At 68.8% G+C, this 19,740-nt stretch carries 19 protein-coding genes; 15 read left to right on the forward strand and 4 right to left on the reverse strand.

Translation table 11 applies throughout. From position 1 onward, the window contains the following. Positions 1-549: 549 nt before the first annotated feature. The gene (gene pdxS, locus QH276_RS08480; RefSeq protein ID WP_280400428.1) at positions 550-1,470 is read left to right on the forward strand and encodes a pyridoxal 5'-phosphate synthase lyase subunit PdxS; all 921 of its coding nucleotides are present in this window, start codon (positions 550-552) and stop codon (positions 1,468-1,470) included. A 67-nt stretch (positions 1,471-1,537) separates the two neighbouring features. Here pdxS and QH276_RS08485 read toward each other — a convergent pair whose 3' ends face one another. Beyond that, positions 1,538-2,152, reverse strand: a complete 615-nt coding sequence (locus tag QH276_RS08485) for a hypothetical protein (protein WP_280400429.1) — start codon at positions 2,150-2,152, stop codon at positions 1,538-1,540. 96 nt (positions 2,153-2,248) lie between these two features. Between QH276_RS08485 and QH276_RS08490 the strand changes: the two genes are divergently transcribed. The 3 genes from QH276_RS08490 to QH276_RS08500 all read left to right on the forward strand — a co-directional run bounded on the left by QH276_RS08490 (position 2,249) and on the right by QH276_RS08500 (position 4,816). Then, positions 2,249-3,067 (forward strand): acyl-CoA thioesterase, encoded by an 819-nt coding sequence (locus QH276_RS08490; RefSeq protein WP_280400430.1) that lies wholly within the window; start codon positions 2,249-2,251, stop codon positions 3,065-3,067. Between the two features lie 305 nt (positions 3,068-3,372). Further along, the gene (pdxT, locus tag QH276_RS08495) at positions 3,373-3,960 is read left to right on the forward strand and encodes a pyridoxal 5'-phosphate synthase glutaminase subunit PdxT (RefSeq protein ID WP_280400460.1); all 588 of its coding nucleotides are present in this window, start codon (positions 3,373-3,375) and stop codon (positions 3,958-3,960) included. Between the two features lie 103 nt (positions 3,961-4,063). Then, positions 4,064-4,816, forward strand: a complete 753-nt coding sequence (locus QH276_RS08500) for a YebC/PmpR family DNA-binding transcriptional regulator (protein WP_280400431.1) — start codon at positions 4,064-4,066, stop codon at positions 4,814-4,816. Between the two features lie 49 nt (positions 4,817-4,865). Here the strand turns inward: QH276_RS08500 and QH276_RS08505 are convergent, their stop codons facing one another. Then, positions 4,866-5,363 carry an SRPBCC family protein gene (locus QH276_RS08505; RefSeq protein WP_280400432.1) on the reverse strand — a complete coding sequence of 166 codons (498 nt, stop codon included), beginning with the start codon at positions 5,361-5,363 and terminating at the stop codon, positions 4,866-4,868. After that, positions 5,360-5,749, reverse strand: a complete 390-nt coding sequence (locus QH276_RS08510) for a metalloregulator ArsR/SmtB family transcription factor (protein ID WP_280400433.1) — start codon at positions 5,747-5,749, stop codon at positions 5,360-5,362. The genes QH276_RS08505 and QH276_RS08510 overlap by 4 nt, the downstream gene beginning before the upstream one ends. A gap of 113 nt (positions 5,750-5,862) precedes the next feature. Between QH276_RS08510 and QH276_RS08515 the strand changes: the two genes are divergently transcribed. From QH276_RS08515 to ruvB, 4 genes are all read left to right on the forward strand, one after another. After that, on the forward strand, positions 5,863-6,387 hold the full coding sequence (locus QH276_RS08515; RefSeq protein ID WP_280400434.1) for an O-acetyl-ADP-ribose deacetylase: 525 nt from the start codon (positions 5,863-5,865) through the stop codon (positions 6,385-6,387). 135 nt (positions 6,388-6,522) lie between these two features. After that, the gene (gene ruvC, locus QH276_RS08520) at positions 6,523-7,092 is read left to right on the forward strand and encodes a crossover junction endodeoxyribonuclease RuvC (RefSeq protein WP_280400435.1); all 570 of its coding nucleotides are present in this window, start codon (positions 6,523-6,525) and stop codon (positions 7,090-7,092) included. After that, the gene (gene ruvA / locus QH276_RS08525) at positions 7,089-7,685 is read left to right on the forward strand and encodes a Holliday junction branch migration protein RuvA (protein WP_280400436.1); all 597 of its coding nucleotides are present in this window, start codon (positions 7,089-7,091) and stop codon (positions 7,683-7,685) included. The genes ruvC and ruvA overlap by 4 nt, the downstream gene beginning before the upstream one ends. Positions 7,686-7,776: 91 nt before the next feature. After that, on the forward strand, positions 7,777-8,901 hold the full coding sequence (gene ruvB, locus QH276_RS08530; protein ID WP_280400437.1) for a Holliday junction branch migration DNA helicase RuvB: 1,125 nt from the start codon (positions 7,777-7,779) through the stop codon (positions 8,899-8,901). Here ruvB and QH276_RS08535 read toward each other — a convergent pair. Further along, on the reverse strand, positions 8,869-9,114 hold the full coding sequence (locus tag QH276_RS08535) for a DivIVA domain-containing protein (protein ID WP_280400438.1): 246 nt from the start codon (positions 9,112-9,114) through the stop codon (positions 8,869-8,871). The two genes, ruvB and QH276_RS08535, sit on opposite strands and share 33 nt — an antisense overlap. Positions 9,115-9,300: 186 nt before the next feature. On the opposite strand from QH276_RS08535, the gene yajC reads away from it, so the two are divergent. The 7 genes from yajC (at position 9,301) to QH276_RS08570 (ending at position 19,588) form a co-directional block, all read left to right on the forward strand. Continuing rightward, a complete protein-coding gene (gene yajC / locus QH276_RS08540) occupies positions 9,301-9,687 on the forward strand; it encodes a preprotein translocase subunit YajC (RefSeq protein ID WP_280400439.1) in 387 nt (128 codons plus the stop codon). A 103-nt stretch (positions 9,688-9,790) separates the two neighbouring features. Next, entirely contained in the window at positions 9,791-11,671 is a 1,881-nt protein-coding gene (gene secD, locus QH276_RS08545; protein WP_280400440.1) for a protein translocase subunit SecD, read from the forward strand. 2 nt (positions 11,672-11,673) lie between these two features. Next, positions 11,674-12,855, forward strand: a complete 1,182-nt coding sequence (gene secF, locus QH276_RS08550; protein WP_280400441.1) for a protein translocase subunit SecF — start codon at positions 11,674-11,676, stop codon at positions 12,853-12,855. A gap of 20 nt (positions 12,856-12,875) precedes the next feature. Then, the gene (locus QH276_RS08555) at positions 12,876-14,561 is read left to right on the forward strand and encodes an ABC transporter substrate-binding protein (RefSeq protein ID WP_280400442.1); all 1,686 of its coding nucleotides are present in this window, start codon (positions 12,876-12,878) and stop codon (positions 14,559-14,561) included. A gap of 35 nt (positions 14,562-14,596) precedes the next feature. Beyond that, entirely contained in the window at positions 14,597-15,169 is a 573-nt protein-coding gene (locus tag QH276_RS08560; protein WP_280400443.1) for an adenine phosphoribosyltransferase, read from the forward strand. A gap of 242 nt (positions 15,170-15,411) precedes the next feature. Beyond that, positions 15,412-17,022 carry an ATP-binding cassette domain-containing protein gene (locus tag QH276_RS08565; protein ID WP_280400444.1) on the forward strand — a complete coding sequence of 537 codons (1,611 nt, stop codon included), beginning with the start codon at positions 15,412-15,414 and terminating at the stop codon, positions 17,020-17,022. Positions 17,023-17,197: 175 nt separating this feature from the next. After that, positions 17,198-19,588 (forward strand): RelA/SpoT family protein, encoded by a 2,391-nt coding sequence (locus QH276_RS08570; RefSeq protein WP_280400445.1) that lies wholly within the window; start codon positions 17,198-17,200, stop codon positions 19,586-19,588. Positions 19,589-19,740: the final 152 nt, after the last annotated feature.

Below are 19,740 nucleotides of genomic sequence, written 5' to 3' on the forward strand. Positions count from 1 at the left end.
CCCGCGCCGCCCCGGGGGCGTGGTTGGTGTTTGGTTGGGGGGGGGGTGGGTGGCGCTGCCCGGGGCCCCCGCCGCCGGTGCCCCGCCCTCGCTTCGTCGGCGCCGCCCCCCCCCTCCGCTGGGCCACCTGGGGGCCCCACCCCCCGCGCGCGCCAGCGCGCCGAAGATACAGTGATGTACCTCACTGGCGTGATAGGGTCGCACACGGTTTGACGCGCCGAGGATGTGTCGATTCGGTGTGTGGAGGTGAAGACGTGTCCTACATCCTGTTCGATTACCTGCTGCCGATTCTCGGGCCCGGCGCCGCCGAGTACTGGGCGAAGCTGCTGGTGGTCAACCCGATCTGAATCGGTTCTCCATACCCCGCCGGGTCGATGTCACATCGGCCCGGCGGTGTTTTTTCACCGGTCCAGTCACCGCACGGTCGGGCATAACGCCAGGTGGTTATCAGTCCAGTCGGCTCCGACTGGATATGAAGGCGGATTTCCGGCCCACCTAGAATCGTGGTGTTCATCGACTATTTCCCCTGCACCGGACACAGGAGCTGCCGTGACCACGCCCGAGACCGCCCAGACCACCGAAGCGACCCGCGAGGCCGGTACCGCCCGCGTGAAGCGCGGGATGGCCGAGATGCTCAAGGGCGGGGTGATCATGGACGTGGTCACCCCGGAACAGGCCAAGATCGCCGAGGATGCCGGTGCCGTCGCGGTGATGGCACTCGAGCGGGTGCCGGCCGATATCCGGGCGCAGGGCGGGGTGTCGCGGATGAGCGATCCGGACATGATCGACGGGATCATCGAGGCCGTCTCCATCCCGGTGATGGCCAAGGCCCGCATCGGGCATTTCGTGGAGGCGCAGGTCCTGCAGAGTCTCGGGGTCGACTACATCGACGAATCCGAGGTGCTCACTCCCGCGGATTACGCCAACCATATCGACAAATGGCAGTTCACCGTGCCGTTCGTCTGCGGCGCCACCAATCTCGGCGAAGCGTTGCGCCGGATCACCGAGGGTGCGGCGATGATCCGCTCCAAGGGCGAGGCCGGCACCGGTGACGTCTCCAACGCCACCACCCATATGCGGCAGATCCGCCAGGAGATCAAGCGGCTGGGCTCGCTGCCCGCCGACGAACTCTATGTCGCGGCCAAGGAGCTACAGGCGCCCTACGAGCTGGTCCGCGAGGTCGCCGAAACCGGCAAGCTGCCGGTGGTGCTGTTCACCGCGGGCGGTATCGCCACCCCCGCCGACGCCGCGATGATGATGCAGCTCGGCGCCGAGGGTGTCTTCGTCGGCTCGGGCATCTTCAAATCCGGTAACCCGGAGCAGCGCGCGAGCGCCATCGTGAAGGCCACCACCTTCTACGACGACCCGGATGTGCTGGCCAAGGTCTCCCGCGGCCTGGGTGAGGCCATGGTGGGTATCAACGTCGAGGAGATCGCCCAGCCGCACCGGCTCGCCGAACGCGGCTGGTGAGCCCGCGCCTACCGGCGGGCCGAGTCCCGGACGGCAGTGTGGTGTCGATATCGGCGCCGCACCGGTATCAGGCGTGATCGGTTCGCAGAGCCGGGCGGTCCGGATGATCCCAGCGGACGAAATAGTCCGGCCGCTCGGGGTGGTCGCGGTCATGGGCCGTCAGCGCCGGGATGGTCCATCCGTCCGCTGCCGCGGTAGCGCGGGTGAGCGCGGCGGGGCCGAGATCGAGCCGGACGGTGAGGTCGAAGGGTAGGCCCCGGCCCAGCAGCATCGGTCCCGCGACGAACAGGACGGTGCCGGGACTCGCCGTGCGACGGAGAGCGCGCGCCGACCGATCGGCGACCTCGTCCCAGAGCGCGGGCAGCCACTGCCCGTCCGCACGCAGCGGGGCTAGCACTTCCCGGAGCAGCGCCGGGTAGTCGAACCAGCCGGTGCGGTAGGCGGTCTCGTCGCGCCCGAATTCCATCCGCAGGGAGGCCGGCCGGACGAAATCGTGCAGCGAAACCACCTCCGCGGGCCGGCCGTCGGCACGCACCCGGTCGGCGGCCAGCCGGGCGAAGTCGACCGGGTGCGCCGCATCTGCGCCGTCGACGGCGACCACCTGCCGGTCGCCCGACGCGCGCAACCGGTGGGCAATCTCCTCGGCGAGTGCGTTCTGGGTGATCGGGGTATAGCGCGGCACCCGTTCATCACAGCAGGTCCGCGTCCGGCGTTCGGTGACGGGGATTACCCGCCGGTGGACGATGGGAAATCGGACTGTTCGGGATAATCTCAGCGAATGGCGACTATCGAAGAGGCATTGGAACTCGAACGCCTCGAGCGCGATATCTTCCGCGGCGCATATCCCAAGACCCAGCTTCCCCGGACCTTCGGCGGCCAGGTGGCGGGGCAGGCGCTGGTCTCGGCGGTGCGCACGGTGGAGCCGCGTTTCCAGGTGCATTCGCTGCACGGCTATTTCCTGCGGCCCGGTAATCCGTCCGCCCCCACGGTGTACATGGTGGACCGGATCCGGGACGGTCGTTCCTTCTGCACCCGCCGGGTGACCGGTGTGCAGGACGGCGCCGCGATATTCACCATGTCCGCCTCGTTCCACGTCGGTGACGAGGGGCCGTCGCACCAGGACGAGATGGCCGCGGTGGAGCCGCCCGACGATCTGCCCGACGCCAAGACCTCCATGGACCCCGAGCGCCTGTGGGCGATGCGGGAATGGGAGCACTGGGATATCCGGCCGGTGCCGCAGGAACAGGTGACCCAGCGCCCCGGCGTGGTCTCCCCGCAGCAGGTGTGGTTCCGCTACCGGCATCCGCTGCCCGACGATCCGCTGTTCCATGTGTGCACGCTCGCGTATATGAGCGATATGACGCTGCTCGGGTCGTCGAAGGTCACCCACCCCGACGAACCGACGCAGAACGCCTCGCTGGACCACGCGATGTGGTTCCTGCGCCCGTTCCGTACCGACGATTGGCTGCTCTACGACCAGTCCTCCCCGTCGGCCGGATTCGGTCGCGCGCTGACCGGCGGGAAGATCTTCGATCGTGGGGGCCGGCTGGTGGCCGCGGTTGTCCAGGAAGGGTTGATCCGCACCCTGCGGAAGTGAACGCGGGCTGCGACGTCCCGGACCCGTTTTCCGCGCGACCAGGACGCGCCGTCACGCCCGGTCGGATTGTGGCTGTCGCGGTACGTGCCCGGAGCTGGGGATCATGCCGCAGTAGTCGTGGAGCCGGCCGGCAATGCCGCCGGCCGCGCCGGAACGCTCGCCGGGTACGGTGCCCCGGCGATCCGGTCCGGCGTGACCGCGCGCACACCGGCCCGCCTCGTAAGCTCGCACGGGTGAACGATGCAGCGGTTTCCCGTGACACCCGGTCGGAGGTCGGTCTCTCGGCGCCCGCCGGCCGGCCCACTATCGGTGTACTGGCCCTGCAGGGCGATGTCCGCGAACATGTCGGGGTCTTGGACCTGTGCGGTGCCGACCCGGTGCTGGTCCGCCGCCCGGCCGAACTCGCCGCGGTGGACGCGCTGGTACTACCCGGCGGCGAATCGACCACGATCAGCAAACTGCTGCAGGTGTTCGAGTTGCTCGAACCGCTGCGTGCCCGGCTGCGCGACGGGATGCCCGCGTTCGGTTCGTGTGCCGGAATGATCCTGCTGGCCGGCGAGGTCCTCGACACCCGCCCCGATGCCCAGCACCTGTCCGGTATCGATATGACGGTGCGCCGCAATGCCTTCGGCCGCCAGGTGGATTCCTTCGAAACCGACCTGGATTTCGCCGGGGTGGACGGCGGGCCGATGCGTGCGGTGTTCATCCGGGCGCCGTGGGTCGAGCGGGCCGGCGCGGGGGTCGAGGTGCTGGCCCGGGTACCCAGCGGCCCGGCCGCCGGCAAGATCGTGGCTGTCCGCCAGGGCAATGTGCTCGCCACCTCGTTCCATCCCGAGGTGACCGGCGATCACCGGGTGCACCGCATGTTCGTCGATCTGGTTCGCGACCGCTGAACTGCCCGCCCGCCGCGCAGCGAGTAGGGTGGCGGAACCGTCCACCCGGCCCCCCGGTAGCGTGGACCGGCAGAACTGCCATCGACCTGAAGGAAGTAGGGGAATGAGCGGCCACTCCAAATGGGCCACCACCAAGCACAAGAAGGCGGCGATCGATGCGAAGCGCGGCAAGCTGTTCGCCAAGCTGATCAAGAACATCGAGGTGGCGGCCCGGACCGGTGGTGGCGATCCGGAAGGCAACCCCACTCTGTTCGACGCCATACAGAAGGCGAAGAAATCCTCGGTCCCCAACGACAATATCGAGCGGGCTCGGAAACGCGGCGCGGGCGAGGAAGCCGGCGGCGCCGACTGGCAGACCATCATGTACGAGGGCTACGGCCCCAACGGGGTCGCCGTCCTGATCGAATGCCTCACCGACAACCGTAACCGCGCCGCGGGCGAGGTCCGGGTCGCGATGACGCGGAACGGCGGCAACATGGCGGATCCGGGTTCGGTGGCCTATCTGTTCCACCGCAAGGGCATCGTCACGCTGGAGAAGAACGGCCTCTCCGAAGACGATGTGCTGCTGGCGGTGCTCGACGCCGGCGCCGAAGAGGTCAACGACCTCGGCGAATCGTTCGAGATCATCAGCGAACCCGGCGATCTGGTCGCGGTGCGCTCGGCCCTGCAATCCGCCGGGATCGACTACGACTCCGCCGAATCCGGCTTCCAGCCGTCGGTGAGCGTCGCGGTCGACGTGGACGGCGCCCGCAAGGTGTTCAAACTGGTCGACGCCCTCGAGGACAGCGACGACGTCCAGAACGTGTACACCAACGTCGATATCTCCGACGAGGTTCTCGCCGAACTCGACGACTGATCGATCGGCACCCGCCGCGGCGCTCCGCACCCGGCGGGTGCGGAGCCGCTCAGCGCGGGATCAGGTTCACGTAGTACTCCCGCATCGCGGGGTAGTAGTCGCCGAAATCGGGGCGGTCGGCACCGGTGAGGGCTGCCCCGAGCATGTCCAGGTAGTACTCCCAGCCCGGGCCCGTCTCGCCGGCGATGCCCGGCTCGGTGAGGTGGTGGGTGAACACCAATTCGGTCTGCCCGGCGCGTTCGGTCAGGCTGGCCTCCAGGTGCCAGTCGCCGTGCGCGTCGACCGTGCGCAGCGCGAGATGCCGGGGCGGAGTGCAGGCCTCGATCGTGTAGTCGGCCCACGGCTGTCCCTCTTCGAAGACGAGCTGCACCTGGATGGTCCGGCCGGCTCCGGTTTCGCCCTTCCACGGTCCGAACCAGCGGGCGGTGCGGCCGGATTCGGTGATGCTCGCCCACACATCCTCGATGGGCGCCGGGAAGGTGCGGGTGAGGATCATGTCCTGCCCGTTCGGCGTGTTTTCCAGGCGTCCGCTCGGTGGCGTGGTCATGCGTGGTTCTCCCAGCTGTCGGGTTCTGCTGTTTCGGGTTCTGCTGTCTTTTCGCGTTCGGCGGCGCGGTGTTCGCGGCGGGTCCGGTAGACCTCGGTGGTCAACGCGTCCAACCGGTGTTCCCAGACCGCGGGTGTGTCGAGGTCGTCGATCCAGGACCGCAGGTCGCGCAACGGCGCGGTGTCCAGGGAGTAGTAGCGCTTCCTGCCCACCAGGTCGTCGTGGACGAGCCCGGCGTCACGCAGGACGCGCAGATGCCGGCTGATCGCCGGACGGCTGATCGCGAACCTCCCGGCGATTGCGCCCGCGGTGAGGCGCGACTCCCGCAACATGCGCAGGATTTCGCGCCGCACCGGATCGGCGATCGCCGCGGCCACCTCGTCCACGGACAGAAGCGTAACCAGTCAGTTACGCTTCTGTCCAGTGCTGCCGGGTTTCGATCGGAGGAAACGGCGCGTGCCGTCCGGGTGGGTACGCGCCGGGGTTGCAGAATGACGGCATGGTGGCTGTGACGGTCGTACGCGGAGATATCACCGAACAGCAGGTCGACGCGGTGGTCAATGCCGCGAACTCCGAACTGCTCGGTGGTGGCGGTGTGGACGGTGCCATCCACCGGCGCGGTGGGCCGGCGATTCTCGCGGAATGCCGGCGGCTGCGGGAAACCGGCTACCCGCGCGGGCTGCCCACGGGACAGGCCGTCGCCACCACCGCCGGTGACCTGCCGGCCCGCTGGGTCATCCATACGGTCGGCCCGGTGTGGTCGGCCCGCGGGGACCGGGCGGCGCAGTTGGCGCCGCTGCTGGCGTCGTGTTACCGCGAATCGCTGCGGGTCGCCGACGAGCTGGGAGCCCACACGATGGCCTTCCCTGCCATCTCCACCGGCGCCTACCGCTGGCCGATGGACGATGCCGCCCGGATTGCCGTCACCACCGTCCGGGGACAGGTCACCACGGTCGAAGAAGTGCGGTTCGTGCTGTTCGACTCCTCGGCCTATGACGCTTTCGCCGCGCAACTCGCACAGTAGACGTCGGATCGACACGGCTCCGGTCGGCCCGGAATCCACCCGGATGCGAGGGGCAGTCCTCCGTGTCACTACGGGGAGACATCGTGTCCTGCACTAGACTTCGAACAACTGTTCGTTCTGGGAAAGGTTGTGCGGGTGCGGGTGATGGGCGTCGACCCCGGGCTCACCCGGTGCGGGCTGAGCGTGGTCGACGGGGGAGCGGGGCGCAGTGTGCGGGCCGTTGCCGTCGATGTGGTGCGGACCCCCGCCGATCTGGACCTGGCCCGGCGACTACTGCGGATCGCGGATGCCGCCGAGGAGTGGATGGGCGTGCATCGCCCCGAGGTGGTGGCGATCGAACGGGTCTTCGCCCAGCACAATGTGCGCACCGCCATGGGGACCGCGCAGGCGGGCGGGGTGATCGCGTTGGCGGCCGCGCGCCGCGACATCCCGGTGATGTTCCATACTCCCAGTGAGGTGAAGGCCGCTGTCACCGGTAATGGTGGGGCGGACAAGAAACAGGTGACCGCGATGGTCACCCGGATCCTCGGGCTCGCGGCGCCGCCCAAACCGGCCGATGCCGCCGATGCGCTGGCGCTCGCCATCTGCCATTGCTGGCGGGCACCGCTGATCGAGCGGATGGCGAGGGCCGAGGCGCTGGCCGAGCGGGCCCGCCGGCAGTACACCGAACGATTGGAACAGCAGCGGAAGGCGGTGCGCGGGTGATCGCGTCCATACGCGGCGAGGTGGTCGAACTCGCCCTCGACCATGTGGTGCTCGAAGCGGCCGGGGTCGGCTATCAGCTCAACGCCACGCCCGCGACGCTGGCCGGGCTCACCCGCGGGGAAGAGGCCCGCCTCTTCAGCGCGCTGATCGTGCGCGAGGATTCGATGACCCTCTACGGGTTCGCCGATACCGAGGCCCGCGATCTGTTCGGCCTGCTGCAGACCGTTTCGGGGGTGGGACCGCGGCTGGCGATGGCGGTGCTGGCGGTGCTGGAACCCGAAACTCTGCGCAAGGCGCTGGCCGCCGGCGATATCGCGGCCCTCACCCGGGTGCCGGGTATCGGCAAGCGCGGTGCCGAGCGGATGGTCGTGGAATTGCGGGACAAGGTGAATCTGGTACCTGTCCCCGCGGACAGGCCGGGAACCGTGCCCGCGCCGGTCCGGACCCCGGTGCGCGACCAAGTCGTGGAGGCGCTCACCGGCCTCGGCTTCACGCTCAAACAAGCCGAACCGGCGGTGGACGCGGTACTCGCCGAACAGCCGGCCGCCGATAACTCCACCGCCCTGCGGGCGGCGCTGGGGATGCTGGCATGAGTGCGTCCGGCCCCGAGGCGGCGGTAGTGCGGCGTGACCACGCAGGCCCCGCGCTCATGCCCGGCCGACACCTCGAGAACCGCTAGCGCTCATGGAGTACGACGACGCCGTGGAACCGGAACATTCGCCGGTCAGTGCCGGTTATCTGCCCTCGGACGGGGAGATCGAATCGGGCTTGCGGCCCACCTCGCTGGACGGTTTCATCGGCCAGCCCCGGGTCCGGGAACAGTTGACCCTGGTGCTGCGCGGTGCCCGGGCGCGTGGCGGCACCCCCGACCATATCCTGCTGTCCGGCCCGCCCGGTCTCGGCAAAACCAGTCTGGCGATGATCATCGCCGGCGAACTGGGCACGGCGTTACGGATCACCTCCGGCCCGGCACTGGAACGGGCCGGCGATCTGGCCGCCATGCTCAGCAATCTGGTGGCCGGCGATGTGCTGTTCATCGACGAGATCCACCGGATGGCCCGGCCCGCCGAGGAGATGCTGTATCTGGCGATGGAGGATTTCCGGGTCGACGTGGTGGTCGGCAAGGGCCCCGGGGCGACGTCGATCCCGCTCGAGATCGCGCCGTTCACCCTGGTCGGCGCGACCACCCGCTCCGGTGCGCTGACCGGGCCGCTGCGCGACCGGTTCGGGTTCACCGGCCATATGGATTTCTACGAACCGAGCGAACTGCTGCTCATCGTGCAGCGGTCCGCGCAGATCCTCGGGGTCGATATCGACGCCGAGGCGGCCGCCGAGATCGCGGGCCGCTCCCGTGGTACACCCCGTATCGCCAACCGCCTGCTGCGCCGCGTCCGCGACTATGCCGAGGTACGGGCCGACGGCCGGGTCACGCTCCCGGTGGCCCGGGCCGCGCTCGAGGTCTACGACGTCGATTCGCTGGGCCTGGACCGGCTGGACCGGGCGGTGCTGGGTGCGCTGATCCGCGGTTTCGGCGGGGGACCGGTCGGGGTGTCCACCCTGGCGGTCGCGGTCGGCGAGGAGGCCACGACCGTCGAGGAGGTATGTGAGCCGTTCCTGGTGCGGGCGGGGATGGTGGCGCGTACGCCCCGCGGGCGGGTCGCGACCGCGGCGGCCTGGGCCCACCTCGGTCTCACACCCCCGCCGGACCTTCCTTTCGGCGTGGTCGAGGCCCGCGGCCGCGAGCCGCAACCCACGCTGGATCTGTTCGGCGGCGGATCAGATCCCGAATTCGACGCGGACGCGCTGTAAGAAGGCGTCGACCGCGTCCGGGTGATAGCCCCGGTTGAGCCAACTACCGCCCGGTCGTGGCTCGCTGTGCAACCGTTCGGGGCTGAGCGGGACCCGCCCGGCCAGCGCCGCGGCGATATGGTCGAGCAGATCATCGATATCGTCGACGCGGTAACCGCGGCGGCCCCACGGCGCCATCGGAAAGGTGATGTGGTGGACGTCGTCGGGTGTCACCACCCGATTATGGCGGTAACCGGTTGCCCGGCAGGAGATTCGCCCGGCCCGGACGACCCCCCACCGGATGCGGCCGCGGCGGGTGCGGACCTCGTTTCCGGCGTGCGGGTGTGGCGCCGGGCGAACGAACTGGCAGACTGTGGGCGTAACTGTCCCCGCACCCCAGATCAGGAACTGACTTCGCCCATGGAATCGCTGCTGTTTCCGCTCCTCCTGGCCGGCCTGCTGGCTTTTATGTTCCTCGGAATGCGCCGCCAGAAAAAAGAGGCCGACAAGGTCACCCAGATGCAGAACAACCTGCAGGTCGGTGATCGGGTCACCACCACTTCGGGGCTGTACGGCACCGTGGTCGACGTCGACGACACCACCGTCGATCTGGAGATCGCCGAGGACGTCGTGACCACCTGGTTGCGCCTGGCCATCCGAGAGGTGCGCACCGACGACGACCTCGCCGCCGAGAGCGCCGATGCCGAGCCGGCCGGCGAGACCACCGACGCGCCCGCGGACGAGACCGCCGCGCCGGCTGCGGAGGAAACCCCGAAGCAGACCGAAACCCGGCTGACCAAGGACTGAATTCCACGGCCCGGCCACCGGACCGGATATCCCGGGCGACCGGTGGCCTCGGCATGTGCCGTGGCCGTTCCACCCCGAACTTCCGTCTAGGAGATGACGACCTGTGCCACCGTCCCAGGGATCGGCGCATCAACTCCGCTGGCTCGCCCTTTTCGGCGTGCTGGTGGCCGCGATCTACGCGCTGGTGTTCTTCACGGGTGACAAATCACCGACGCCCAAACTCGGCATCGACCTGCAGGGCGGTACCCGGGTCACGCTGACCGCCCGGACCCCGGACGGGAACCGGCCCAGCCAGGACAGCCTGACCAAGGCCCAGGAGATCATCGAGAACCGGGTCAACGGCCTCGGCGTCTCCGGCTCCGAGGTCGTCATCGACGGTGACAACCTGGTCATCACGGTCCCGGGGGACGACAGCCAGCAGGCGCGGACGCTGGCGACGACCGCCAAGCTCTATATTCGCCCGGTGCTGCAGGCCGTCCCGGCGCCCGGCAGCCAGCAGGCCCAGCAGACGCCCGGGCAGCCCACCACACCGGCGGTGCCCGAATCGCCCGCGCAGCCGGCTCCGGCGGAGGGGACACCGCCGGCCGGTGACGGAACCGGTGCTCCGGCGGCTCCCGAGCAGCCGGCCCCGGAAACTCCCGCCACGGAACCGGAGGCTCCCGCCACGGAACCGGAGGCTCCGGCGGCGGCGCCGATTCCCGCCGATGAGCTGGAGGTTCGCCCGGCGCAGGCACCCGGTACGCCGCTGCCCGAACCGCCGGCACCGACCGAGACCACTCCGGCTCCCGCCCCGGGCGAAACCACACCCGCGCCCGGGGAGACCACCCCGGCGCCGGGCGAGCCGGCTCCGGCCGACGAATCGCTGAGCCCGCAGGAGCGGGCGCAGCAGGAGATCGCGGCCGCCAAAGCACTCCGGCAGAGCACCGACCCGACCATGCAGCAGCTGGCGATGCAGACGATGGACTGCTCCGCGGCCGATCCGCTGGCCGGTAACGACGACCCGAACCTGCCGCTGGTCACCTGTTCCACCGACGGCACCGAGGTCTTCCTGCTCGACAAGAGCCGGATCGACGGCCAGGAGATCGCGGATGCGACCTCCGGGTTCAACACCGAACAGTCGCGCCACGAGATCTCGTTGGAATTCAAATCCGGCGGTAGCGACGCCTGGGCCTCACTGACCGGTGAATACGTGCAGCAGCGGGTCGCGTTCGTCCTGGATTCGGAGGTGGTCAGTGCACCGGTGGTGCAGCAGGGCCCGCAGCTCGGCGGCCGTACCCAGATCTCCGGGAACTTCAACGCTTCCTCCGCCCAGGATCTGGCGAACACCCTGAAGTACGGTTCGCTGCCCCTGTCGTTCGAGACCTCCGAGGCCGAAACCGTCTCGGCAACCCTCGGATTCGCCTCACTGGAGGCCGGCCTGATCGCCGGCGCGGTGGGCCTGATCGTGGTGTTGCTGTACTGCCTGATCTACTACCGGATGCTCGGTTTCCTCACGGCACTGTCGCTCATCGGTTCGGGCGTCGCGGTCTACGGGATCATGGTGCTGCTCGGCCGCTGGATCGGGTTCACCCTGGATCTGGCCGGTATCGCCGGTCTGATCATCGGTATCGGCATGACCGCCGACTCGTTCGTGGTGTTCTTCGAACGGATCAAGGACGAGATCAGAGAGGGTCGCAGTTTCCGCTCCGCGGTACCCCGCGGCTGGCAACGCGCCCGCAAGACCATTCTTTCCGGTAACGCCGTCAGTTTCATCGCCGCGGCCGTCCTGTACGTGCTGGCGGTCGGGCAGGTGCGCGGTTTCGCCTTCACCCTCGGCCTGACCACCATTCTCGACGTCGTGGTGGTGTTCCTGGTGACGGCCCCGCTGGTGCAGCTGGCCGCCCGTTCCACCTTCTGGGCCAAACCCTCGGTGAACGGTCTCGGCGCCATGCAGCAGCTCGCCCGTGAACGCAAGGCGGCCGAGGCCGCGGTGGGGAAGGCGTGACGATGAACAGTCCCGTGACCATGGACAAGGCCGAACCGCCCCGCGGCAACGGTGCCCGGCACAGCTGGATGAACCGCCTGTACACCGGTACCGGTGTACTCGATGTGATCGGCAACCGCCGGCGCTGGTACCTGATCACCGCCGTGATCGTGCTGATCTGCCTGCTGAGTATCGCGGTGCGCGGTTTCACCTTCGGTATCGATTTCGTCGGCGGTTCCCGGATCCAGCTCCCGGCCGGCGGAGCCACCACCGAGCAGGTGGAGACGGTGTACTCCGACACGCTCGGGATGGAGCCGGAATCGGTGCAGACCGTCGGCACCGGCGACAGCGCTACCATCCTGATCCGCTCGGAGACCCTGGACGCCGAGCAGCTCGGTGCGCTGCAGACCGCGCTGTTCGAGGAGTTCCAGCCGGCCGGCGCCGACGGGACGCCGAGCCGCAACGCGATCAGCGCCTCCGATGTCAGCGAGACCTGGGGCGGCCAGATCACCCGGCAGGCGTTGATCGCGCTGGCGGTGTTCCTGGTGCTCGTGAGCGTCTACATCGGAATCCGCTACGAACGCGATATGGCGCTGGCCGCGCTGGCGGCCCTCGTTTTCGATCTGCTGGTGACGGCGGGCGTCTATTCGCTGGTCGGTTTCGAGGTGACACCGGCCATGGTGATCGGCATGCTCACCATTCTGGGTTTCTCGCTCTACGATTCGGTGGTCGTCTTCGACAAGGTCGAGGAGAACACCCGCGGTGTGCTGCACACGAATAGGCGCACTTACGGAGAACAGGCGAACCTGGCGATCAACCAGACGTTGATGCGGTCGATCAACACCACACTGATCGGCGCACTGCCCATCCTCGGGCTCATGGTGATCGCGGTGTGGATGCTCGGTGTCGGGACCCTGCAGGATCTGGCGCTGGTGCAGCTGGTCGGCACGGTGGTCGGGGCCTACTCGTCCATCTTCTTCGCCACCCCGCTGCTGGTGTCGATCAAGGAACGCTGGGGTCCGGTGGCCGCGCACACCAAGAAGGTGCAGGCCCGGCGTACCGGGCGGATGCCACAGGAGGCGGCGCCCGCACCGCGCCGAGGCCCCGGCGGCGAGAACCGCGCACCGCGCGCGCCACGCCCCACCGGTGCGGCCGGGCCCGTGCCCGGCGCGCGCCCCACCGGAAAACGACAGAGGCGGCACTGACATACGAGGGGTACGGTTCGATGCGACTGCCATATCTGCGCCGGACACTCGCGCTGCTCGCGGCCACCGCCGCGGCCTCCGGGCTCGTGGCGGGCTGTTCGGGTGAGGACCAGGTTCCCTCGATCGGCTACGCCGTCGACACCTCGGTGGCCAGCTACAACGGCGGTACAACCGCGGGCGCGGCGGCGGCGCAAGCCGTCTTCGGCCGGGTGCTGACCGGGTTCTTCTATACCGGCCCCGATGGTCAGCCCGTCGCCGATACCGATACCGGCACCGCCAAGGAAGTGCCCGGCGAGGCGCAGACCATCCAGTACCGGCTCAACCCGCAGGGCGTCTACTCCGACGGCGTGCTCACCTCCTGTGACGATCTGGTGTTCACCTGGGCGGCGCGCAGCGGCCGGTTCCCGCGCTTCGATTCGGCGAGCACGGCCGGGTACGAGGATATCGAGCGGGTGGAATGCCAGCCCGGGTCCAAGGACGGGACCGTCGTCTTCCGGCCCGGGACCCGGTATCAGCCTTGGCGCACCCTGTTCGGCGCCGGTGAGCTGATGCCCGCCCATGTGGCCGCGCAGGCGGCGAATGTCCCCGATATCGTCGCCGCGGTGCAGAACGACGACCGGGCCGCGCTGGACCGGTTGGCCGATTTCTGGAACACCGGCTGGAACCTCGAGCCCGGCGACCTGGATATCACGCGTTTCCCGGCGTCGGGGCCGTACCGCATCGAATCGTACGGTCTCGAGGACGGACTGGTCCTGGTCGCCAATGAGCGCTGGTGGGGCGAGGCCCCGGCGACCGGGCGGATCGTGGTGTATCCGAAACCGGCGGATCTGGTGGCCCGCATCGAGGACGGTTCGGCGGCCGTGGTGGATATCGGCGCCGGTTCGCTGCCCGAGGTGAACCTGGACGCATACACCGTGGAGCAGCTGCCCAGCCGCGGGATCGAACAACTGGTGCTCAACACCGGCGGGGTTTTCGAATCGACCGCCGCGCGCCGCGCGTTCGCGCTGTGTGTACCGCGGCAGGCGCTGTTCGACCAGCTCGGCCGCGTCGCGGAGGCGCCGGAAACCGGGCTCGGCGCGGGGGTCTCCAATTCCCGGACACTGCAGCAGGATTCGCTGTTCTATCCGGCCGCGACCGGGGCCTCGGGCCCGTATGCGGCCGGTGATACCGCCGGGGCGCAGGCGGCCTTGGCCGACGCCGGTAAGGACGGGCTGGTCGTGCGGGTCGGCTATCTCGCCCCCGATGACCGGCGGGCGCGCACGGTGGCGATGATCGCCGACGCGTGCAAGGCGGCCGGCATCACCGTCCAGGATGCCGGCACCCCCGATTTCAGCCCGGTGCAGCTGCGTGACGGCACCGTGGACGCGGTACTCGGCGGACCGGGCGGCGCACCCGGACCCGCCGGGTCGCTCGACGGTATCGCCGCGATCGGGGGCCTGCGCAGCGGCAGCGGCCTCAACGTGGGCCAGTTCCGCAACGGGCGCTTCGATGCCATCACCGACCAGCTTGCGGCCGAAACGGATTCGACCAGCCAGCTGCATCTGATGACCGAGGCCGAGAACCTGCTGTGGGCCCAGCTGCCCAGCGTTCCGCTGTTCGCGACGCCGCGCACGATCGCCTTCGCCGGTGGTCTGCGCAACGGGATCGCGGGGCCCACCCGGGCCGGGTCGGGCTGGAATATGGATCAGTGGGTGCTGGAGCGGTGAGCCGGCGCGGGACCGGTGATGATGGAGAGGTGTCGATGAGCAAGCATGCGGCGGCCGAACCCGTCGAGGTCGCCGCGCAACGCAGCGGTCAGGCCGCCGATCTGGTCCGGCGCTACACCCGCTGGGCCGACGATTTTCCCGAGCCCGGCGTGCGGTTCGCCGATCTCACGCCGGTATTCGCCGATCCGGAGGGGTTCCGGACTGTGGTGGATTGTCTGGCCGCGCTGGTCCCGGACGCGGATCTGGTGGCCGGCGTGGACGCCCGGGGGTTCCTGCTCGGCGCCGGGGTCGCGACAACGCTCGGGACCGGCGTGCTGGCGGTTCGCAAACGCGGCAAGCTGCCACCCCCGGTGATCACTCGCGAATACGAACTCGAATACGGGACCGCGGCGCTGGAGGTGCCCGCCAGCGGCGTCGACCTCGCGGGTCGCCGGGTGCTGCTGCTCGACGATGTCCTCGCCACCGGCGGCACCCTGGCCGCGGCGGCGGATCTGTTCGCCACCGCGGGCGCGCACGTCGTAGCCGCGGCGGTCGTGCTGGAGATCGAAGCGCTGGGCGGGCGGGCCCGCCAGGGTGATTATCCGGTGACCTCGATCGTTACGGTCTGAGCTCGTCGCGCGGTGCGCGTGACTCCGCGCGCCGGAGTCTGTCCCGGGGCGCGCCGCGATATCCCGTGATACCACCGCCGATCGGCCCGCCGCGGAAAAAGCTGGCGTCGCCGCGCACGGTGATGTAACCTCGTCCAGGTCTTGTTCCCGGGGATCGGAGTTGCCGTTGCTCTCATGAGGTAGTCGCTCGTGCGGCCCGCGTTTCTGCGCGCCGCGTCCGTATCGATACCTCAGGGGCTGCCGTGGGCACTATTACTTTTTCCGATCTCTGTTTCTCCTGGCCGGATGGCACTCCGGTATTCGACGGGCTCGATGGCGTCCTCGGATCGGGGCATATCGGCCTCGTCGGGTCCAACGGTGCCGGCAAATCCACGCTGCTGCGCCTGCTGGCCGGCGAGCTGCGCCCGGCCCGTGGATCGATCACCGTATCCGGCCACCTCGGTTATCTGCGCCAGGATCTCGGGCTGGCGGTGGGGCAGCGGGTCGACGCGGTACTCGGTATCGATGAGGTACGAAAAGCGTTGCATCGCATCGAATCCGGTATCGGTGACGAGGCCGATTTCGACCGCGTCGGCACCCAGTGGGATGTCGAGGAACGCGCGGTGGCGTTGCTCGGCCGGCTCGGGCTGGGTTACCTCGCCGGCTCCGTCGACCAGTTGGACCGCCGGCTCGAGACCCTGTCGGGCGGTGAGACGGTACTGCTCGGCCTGGTCGCCGAACTCCTGCGCGAACCGGAGGTGCTGCTGCTCGACGAACCCACCAACAACCTCGACTCGGCGGCCCGTGCCCGTCTCTACGACGTCGTTGCGCAGTTCTCCGGAACCGTTCTGGTGGTCAGCCACGACCGGGAACTGCTGGAGCGGATGAGCACCATCGCCGAACTCCGCGCAGGCCGGTTGCGGATGTTCGGCGGTAACTACAGCGATTACGAGCAGATCGTCGAACAGGAACAGGAGGCCGCGCGGGCCGCGATCCGCGATGCCCGCAGCGATGTGCGCAAACAGTCCCGGGAGTTGGTGGAGGCCCGGATCAAACTGGACCGCCGTAAGCGGTACGGGCAGAAGATGTTCGAGAACAAACGGGAACCCAAGATCGTGATGGGGGAACGTAAACGACAGGCCGAGGTCTCGGCGGGCAAACTGCGCAACAACCATCTCGAGAAAGTTCAGGACGCGAAGGAGCGGCTCGAACAGGCCGAAGAGCTGTTGCGCGACGACCGGGAGATCCGGGTCGAGCTGCCGGATACCCGGCTGTACCCGGGGCAGGAGGTGGTCGTGCTGGAGGAGGTACAGCTGGCCAACGGCCCGGTGGTCTCGCTGGCGATCGACGGCCCGCAACGGGTCGCGGTCACCGGTCGCAACGGCGCGGGTAAGACCACGCTGCTCCAGCGGATCACCGCCGAACCCCCGCGGGTCCCGTGGCGGATGCTGCCGCAGCGGCTCGATATCTTCGACGAGGCCCGCAGCGTCTTCGAGAACGTCTCGGCGGGGGCCACGCATGCCGATCCCGAGCAGATCCGCGCCCAGCTCGCGCGTTTCCTGTTCCGCGGTGCCGCCGCCGACGTCCCCGCCGCCGCGCTCTCGGGTGGCGAACGGCTGCGGGCGGCGCTGGCCATGCTGCTGCTGGCCGAACCGGCGCCCAAACTGCTGATCCTGGACGAACCCACCAACAACCTGGACCTGGTGAGCCTGCGCCACCTCACCCAGGCGCTGGCGGCGTTCCAGGGTGCCTTGCTGGTGGTGAGCCACGATCCGCGATTCCTGGACGATATCGGGATCACCCGGCGGCTCGAACTCACCCCGGACGGGCTCACCGAGGCGCCGGTGGCGGACGAACCCGCCGGGCCGGCGTGAACCCGGACCCGCCCATTCCGGGAACTCCGGGGTCGCCTACGGTGTTGTATCGGGGTGGTCGGCGTATCGATAGGTGTCGATGCTGTTGCTGTGGGGTTTCCCGTACTGCTGCGGGGGCTAAAGTTGGTGGTCTGAAGCGTTGCGGTGCTGCGCCGCGGCACGGAGAGGTGGTGGCATGACTCAGCATCTGGGCGAGGCGAATGTCGAGCAGACATCGGGATCGCAGTCCACCGGTGCCGGGGTCCCCGCCACCCCGGACCGGCCGCGTCCCGCCGCCACGCCCCAGCCGCCCCGCCAGCCGGGCGCCGTACCGACCTCGGCGTCGCGGCGGGTGCGCGCCCGGCTGGCCCGGCGGATGACGGGTCAGCGCGGGATTCCCGCGGTGAAACCGGTGCTCGAACCGCTGGCCACGGTGCACCGCGACCTGTATCCGAAGGCGAACCTCACCCAGTTGCAGCGCGCCTTCGATGTCGCCGACGAACGCCATGCCACCCAGTTCCGTAAATCCGGCGACCCGTACATCACTCATCCGCTGGCGGTCGCGAATATTCTCGCCGAGCTGGGGATGGACACCACCACGCTGGTGGCGGCCCTGCTGCACGATACGGTCGAGGACACCGGGTACACGCTCGAACAGCTGACCGCCGATTTCGGCTCCGAGGTCGCGCATCTGGTCGACGGCGTCACCAAATTGGACAAGGTGAATCTCGGCGCGGCCGCCGAGGCCGAAACCATCCGCAAGATGATCATCGCCATGGCCCGCGACCCGCGCGTGCTGGTGATCAAGGTGGCCGATCGGCTGCACAATATGCGGACCATGCGGTTCCTGCCGCCGGAGAAGCAGGCGAAGAAGGCCCGGGAAACCCTCGAGGTGATCGCGCCGCTGGCGCACCGGCTGGGGATGGCGACCGTCAAATGGGAGCTCGAGGATCTCGCGTTCGCGATCCTGCATCCCAAGAAGTACGACGAGATCGTCCGGCTGGTCGCCGACCGGGCGCCGTCACGTGACACCTACCTCGCGAAGGTGCGCGCCGAAATCGTGAACACGCTGGCCGCGTCCCGGATACCGGCCACGGTCGAGGGCCGCCCGAAGCATTACTGGTCGATCTATCAGAAGATGATCGTCAAGGGTAAGGACTTCGACGATATCCACGATCTGGTGGGTATCCGCATCCTGTGCGACGAGGTCCGCGACTGCTACGCCGCCGTGGGTGTGGTGCATTCGCTGTGGCAGCCGATGGCCGGGCGGTTCAAGGATTACATCGCCCAGCCGCGCTACGGGGTGTACCAGTCGCTGCACACCACTGTTGTCGGCCCCGACGGCAAACCCCTCGAGGTGCAGATCCGCACCCACGATATGCACCGCACCGCAGAATTCGGGATCGCCGCGCACTGGCGCTACAAGGAGACCAAGGGCCGGCACTCCGGTGACGCCGCCGAGGTCGACGATATGGCCTGGATGCGGCAGCTGCTCGACTGGCAGCGGGAGGCCGCCGATCCGGCCGAGTTCCTGGAATCGCTGCGGTTCGACCTCAAGGCCCCGGAGATCTTCGTCTTCACCCCGAAAGGCGATGTGATCACGCTGCCGCAGAAATCCACTCCGGTGGATTTCGCGTACGCGGTGCATACCGAGGTCGGGCACAAATGTATCGGCGCCCGGGTGAACGGCCGGCTGGTCGCGCTGGAACGGCAGCTGGAGAACGGTGAGGTCGTCGAGGTCTTCACCTCCAAGGCGCCCAATGCCGGGCCGAGCCGTGACTGGCAGAGTTTCGTGGTCTCCCCGCGGGCCAAGGCAAAGATTCGCCAGTGGTTCGCCAAGGAGCGCCGGGAAGAGGCGCTGGAGAACGGTAAGGAGCAGATCAACAAGGAGGTCAAACGCGTCGGGCTGCCGCTGCAGCGGCTGATGAATGTCGACGCGATGACCGCCGTCGCGCACGAACTGCACTACGGCGATATCTCCGCGCTCTACACCGCGGTGGGCGAACATCAGGTCTCCGCGCATCACGTGGTACAGCGGCTGATGGCGCAACTGGGCGGAATCGGCGATGTGGAGAACGAACTCGCCGAACGGTCCACCCCGTCCACCACCCCGCCGCGGCAGCGGCTCAGCGGGGATGCCGGTGTACTCATCCCCGGCGCCGAGGGCACGGTCGCGAAACTGGCCAAATGCTGTACGCCCGTACCGGGTGACGAGATCATGGGCTTCGTGACCCGCGGCGGCTCGGTGAGTGTGCACCGGATCGACTGCACCAACGCCGATTCGCTGCGTGAGCAGTCGGAGCGGATCATCGACGTGGAATGGGCACCCTCGCCGCATTCGGTGTTCCTGGTGGCCATCCAGATCGAGGCGCTGGATCGCACGCGGTTGCTCTCCGACGTCACCAAGGTGCTGGCCGACGAGAAGGTCAACATCCTGTCCGCGTCGGTGACCACCCATGGCGACCGGGTGGCGATCAGCAAGTTCACCTTCGAGATGGGTGATCCGAAACATCTGGGCCACTTGCTCAATGTCGTGCGCAACGTCGAAGGTGTCTACGACGTCTACCGGGTGACATCGGCCGCCTGACCGTACCGCCACCGGTGCCGCGGGCCCCGGGAACGCGGGGCCCGGGGGTAGGGGTGGGGGGGGGGGTTGGGGGGGTTGGCAGGCGGGGGGGGGTGGCGGGTATATTTTAAATTAGGGGGGGCAACCCCCGCCCGGGCGGGTTTGGGGCCCCG

Origin of the sequence: Nocardia carnea (assembly GCF_029869215.1) — a bacterium.
Classification (GTDB): Bacteria; Actinomycetota; Actinomycetes; order Mycobacteriales; family Mycobacteriaceae; genus Nocardia; species Nocardia carnea_B.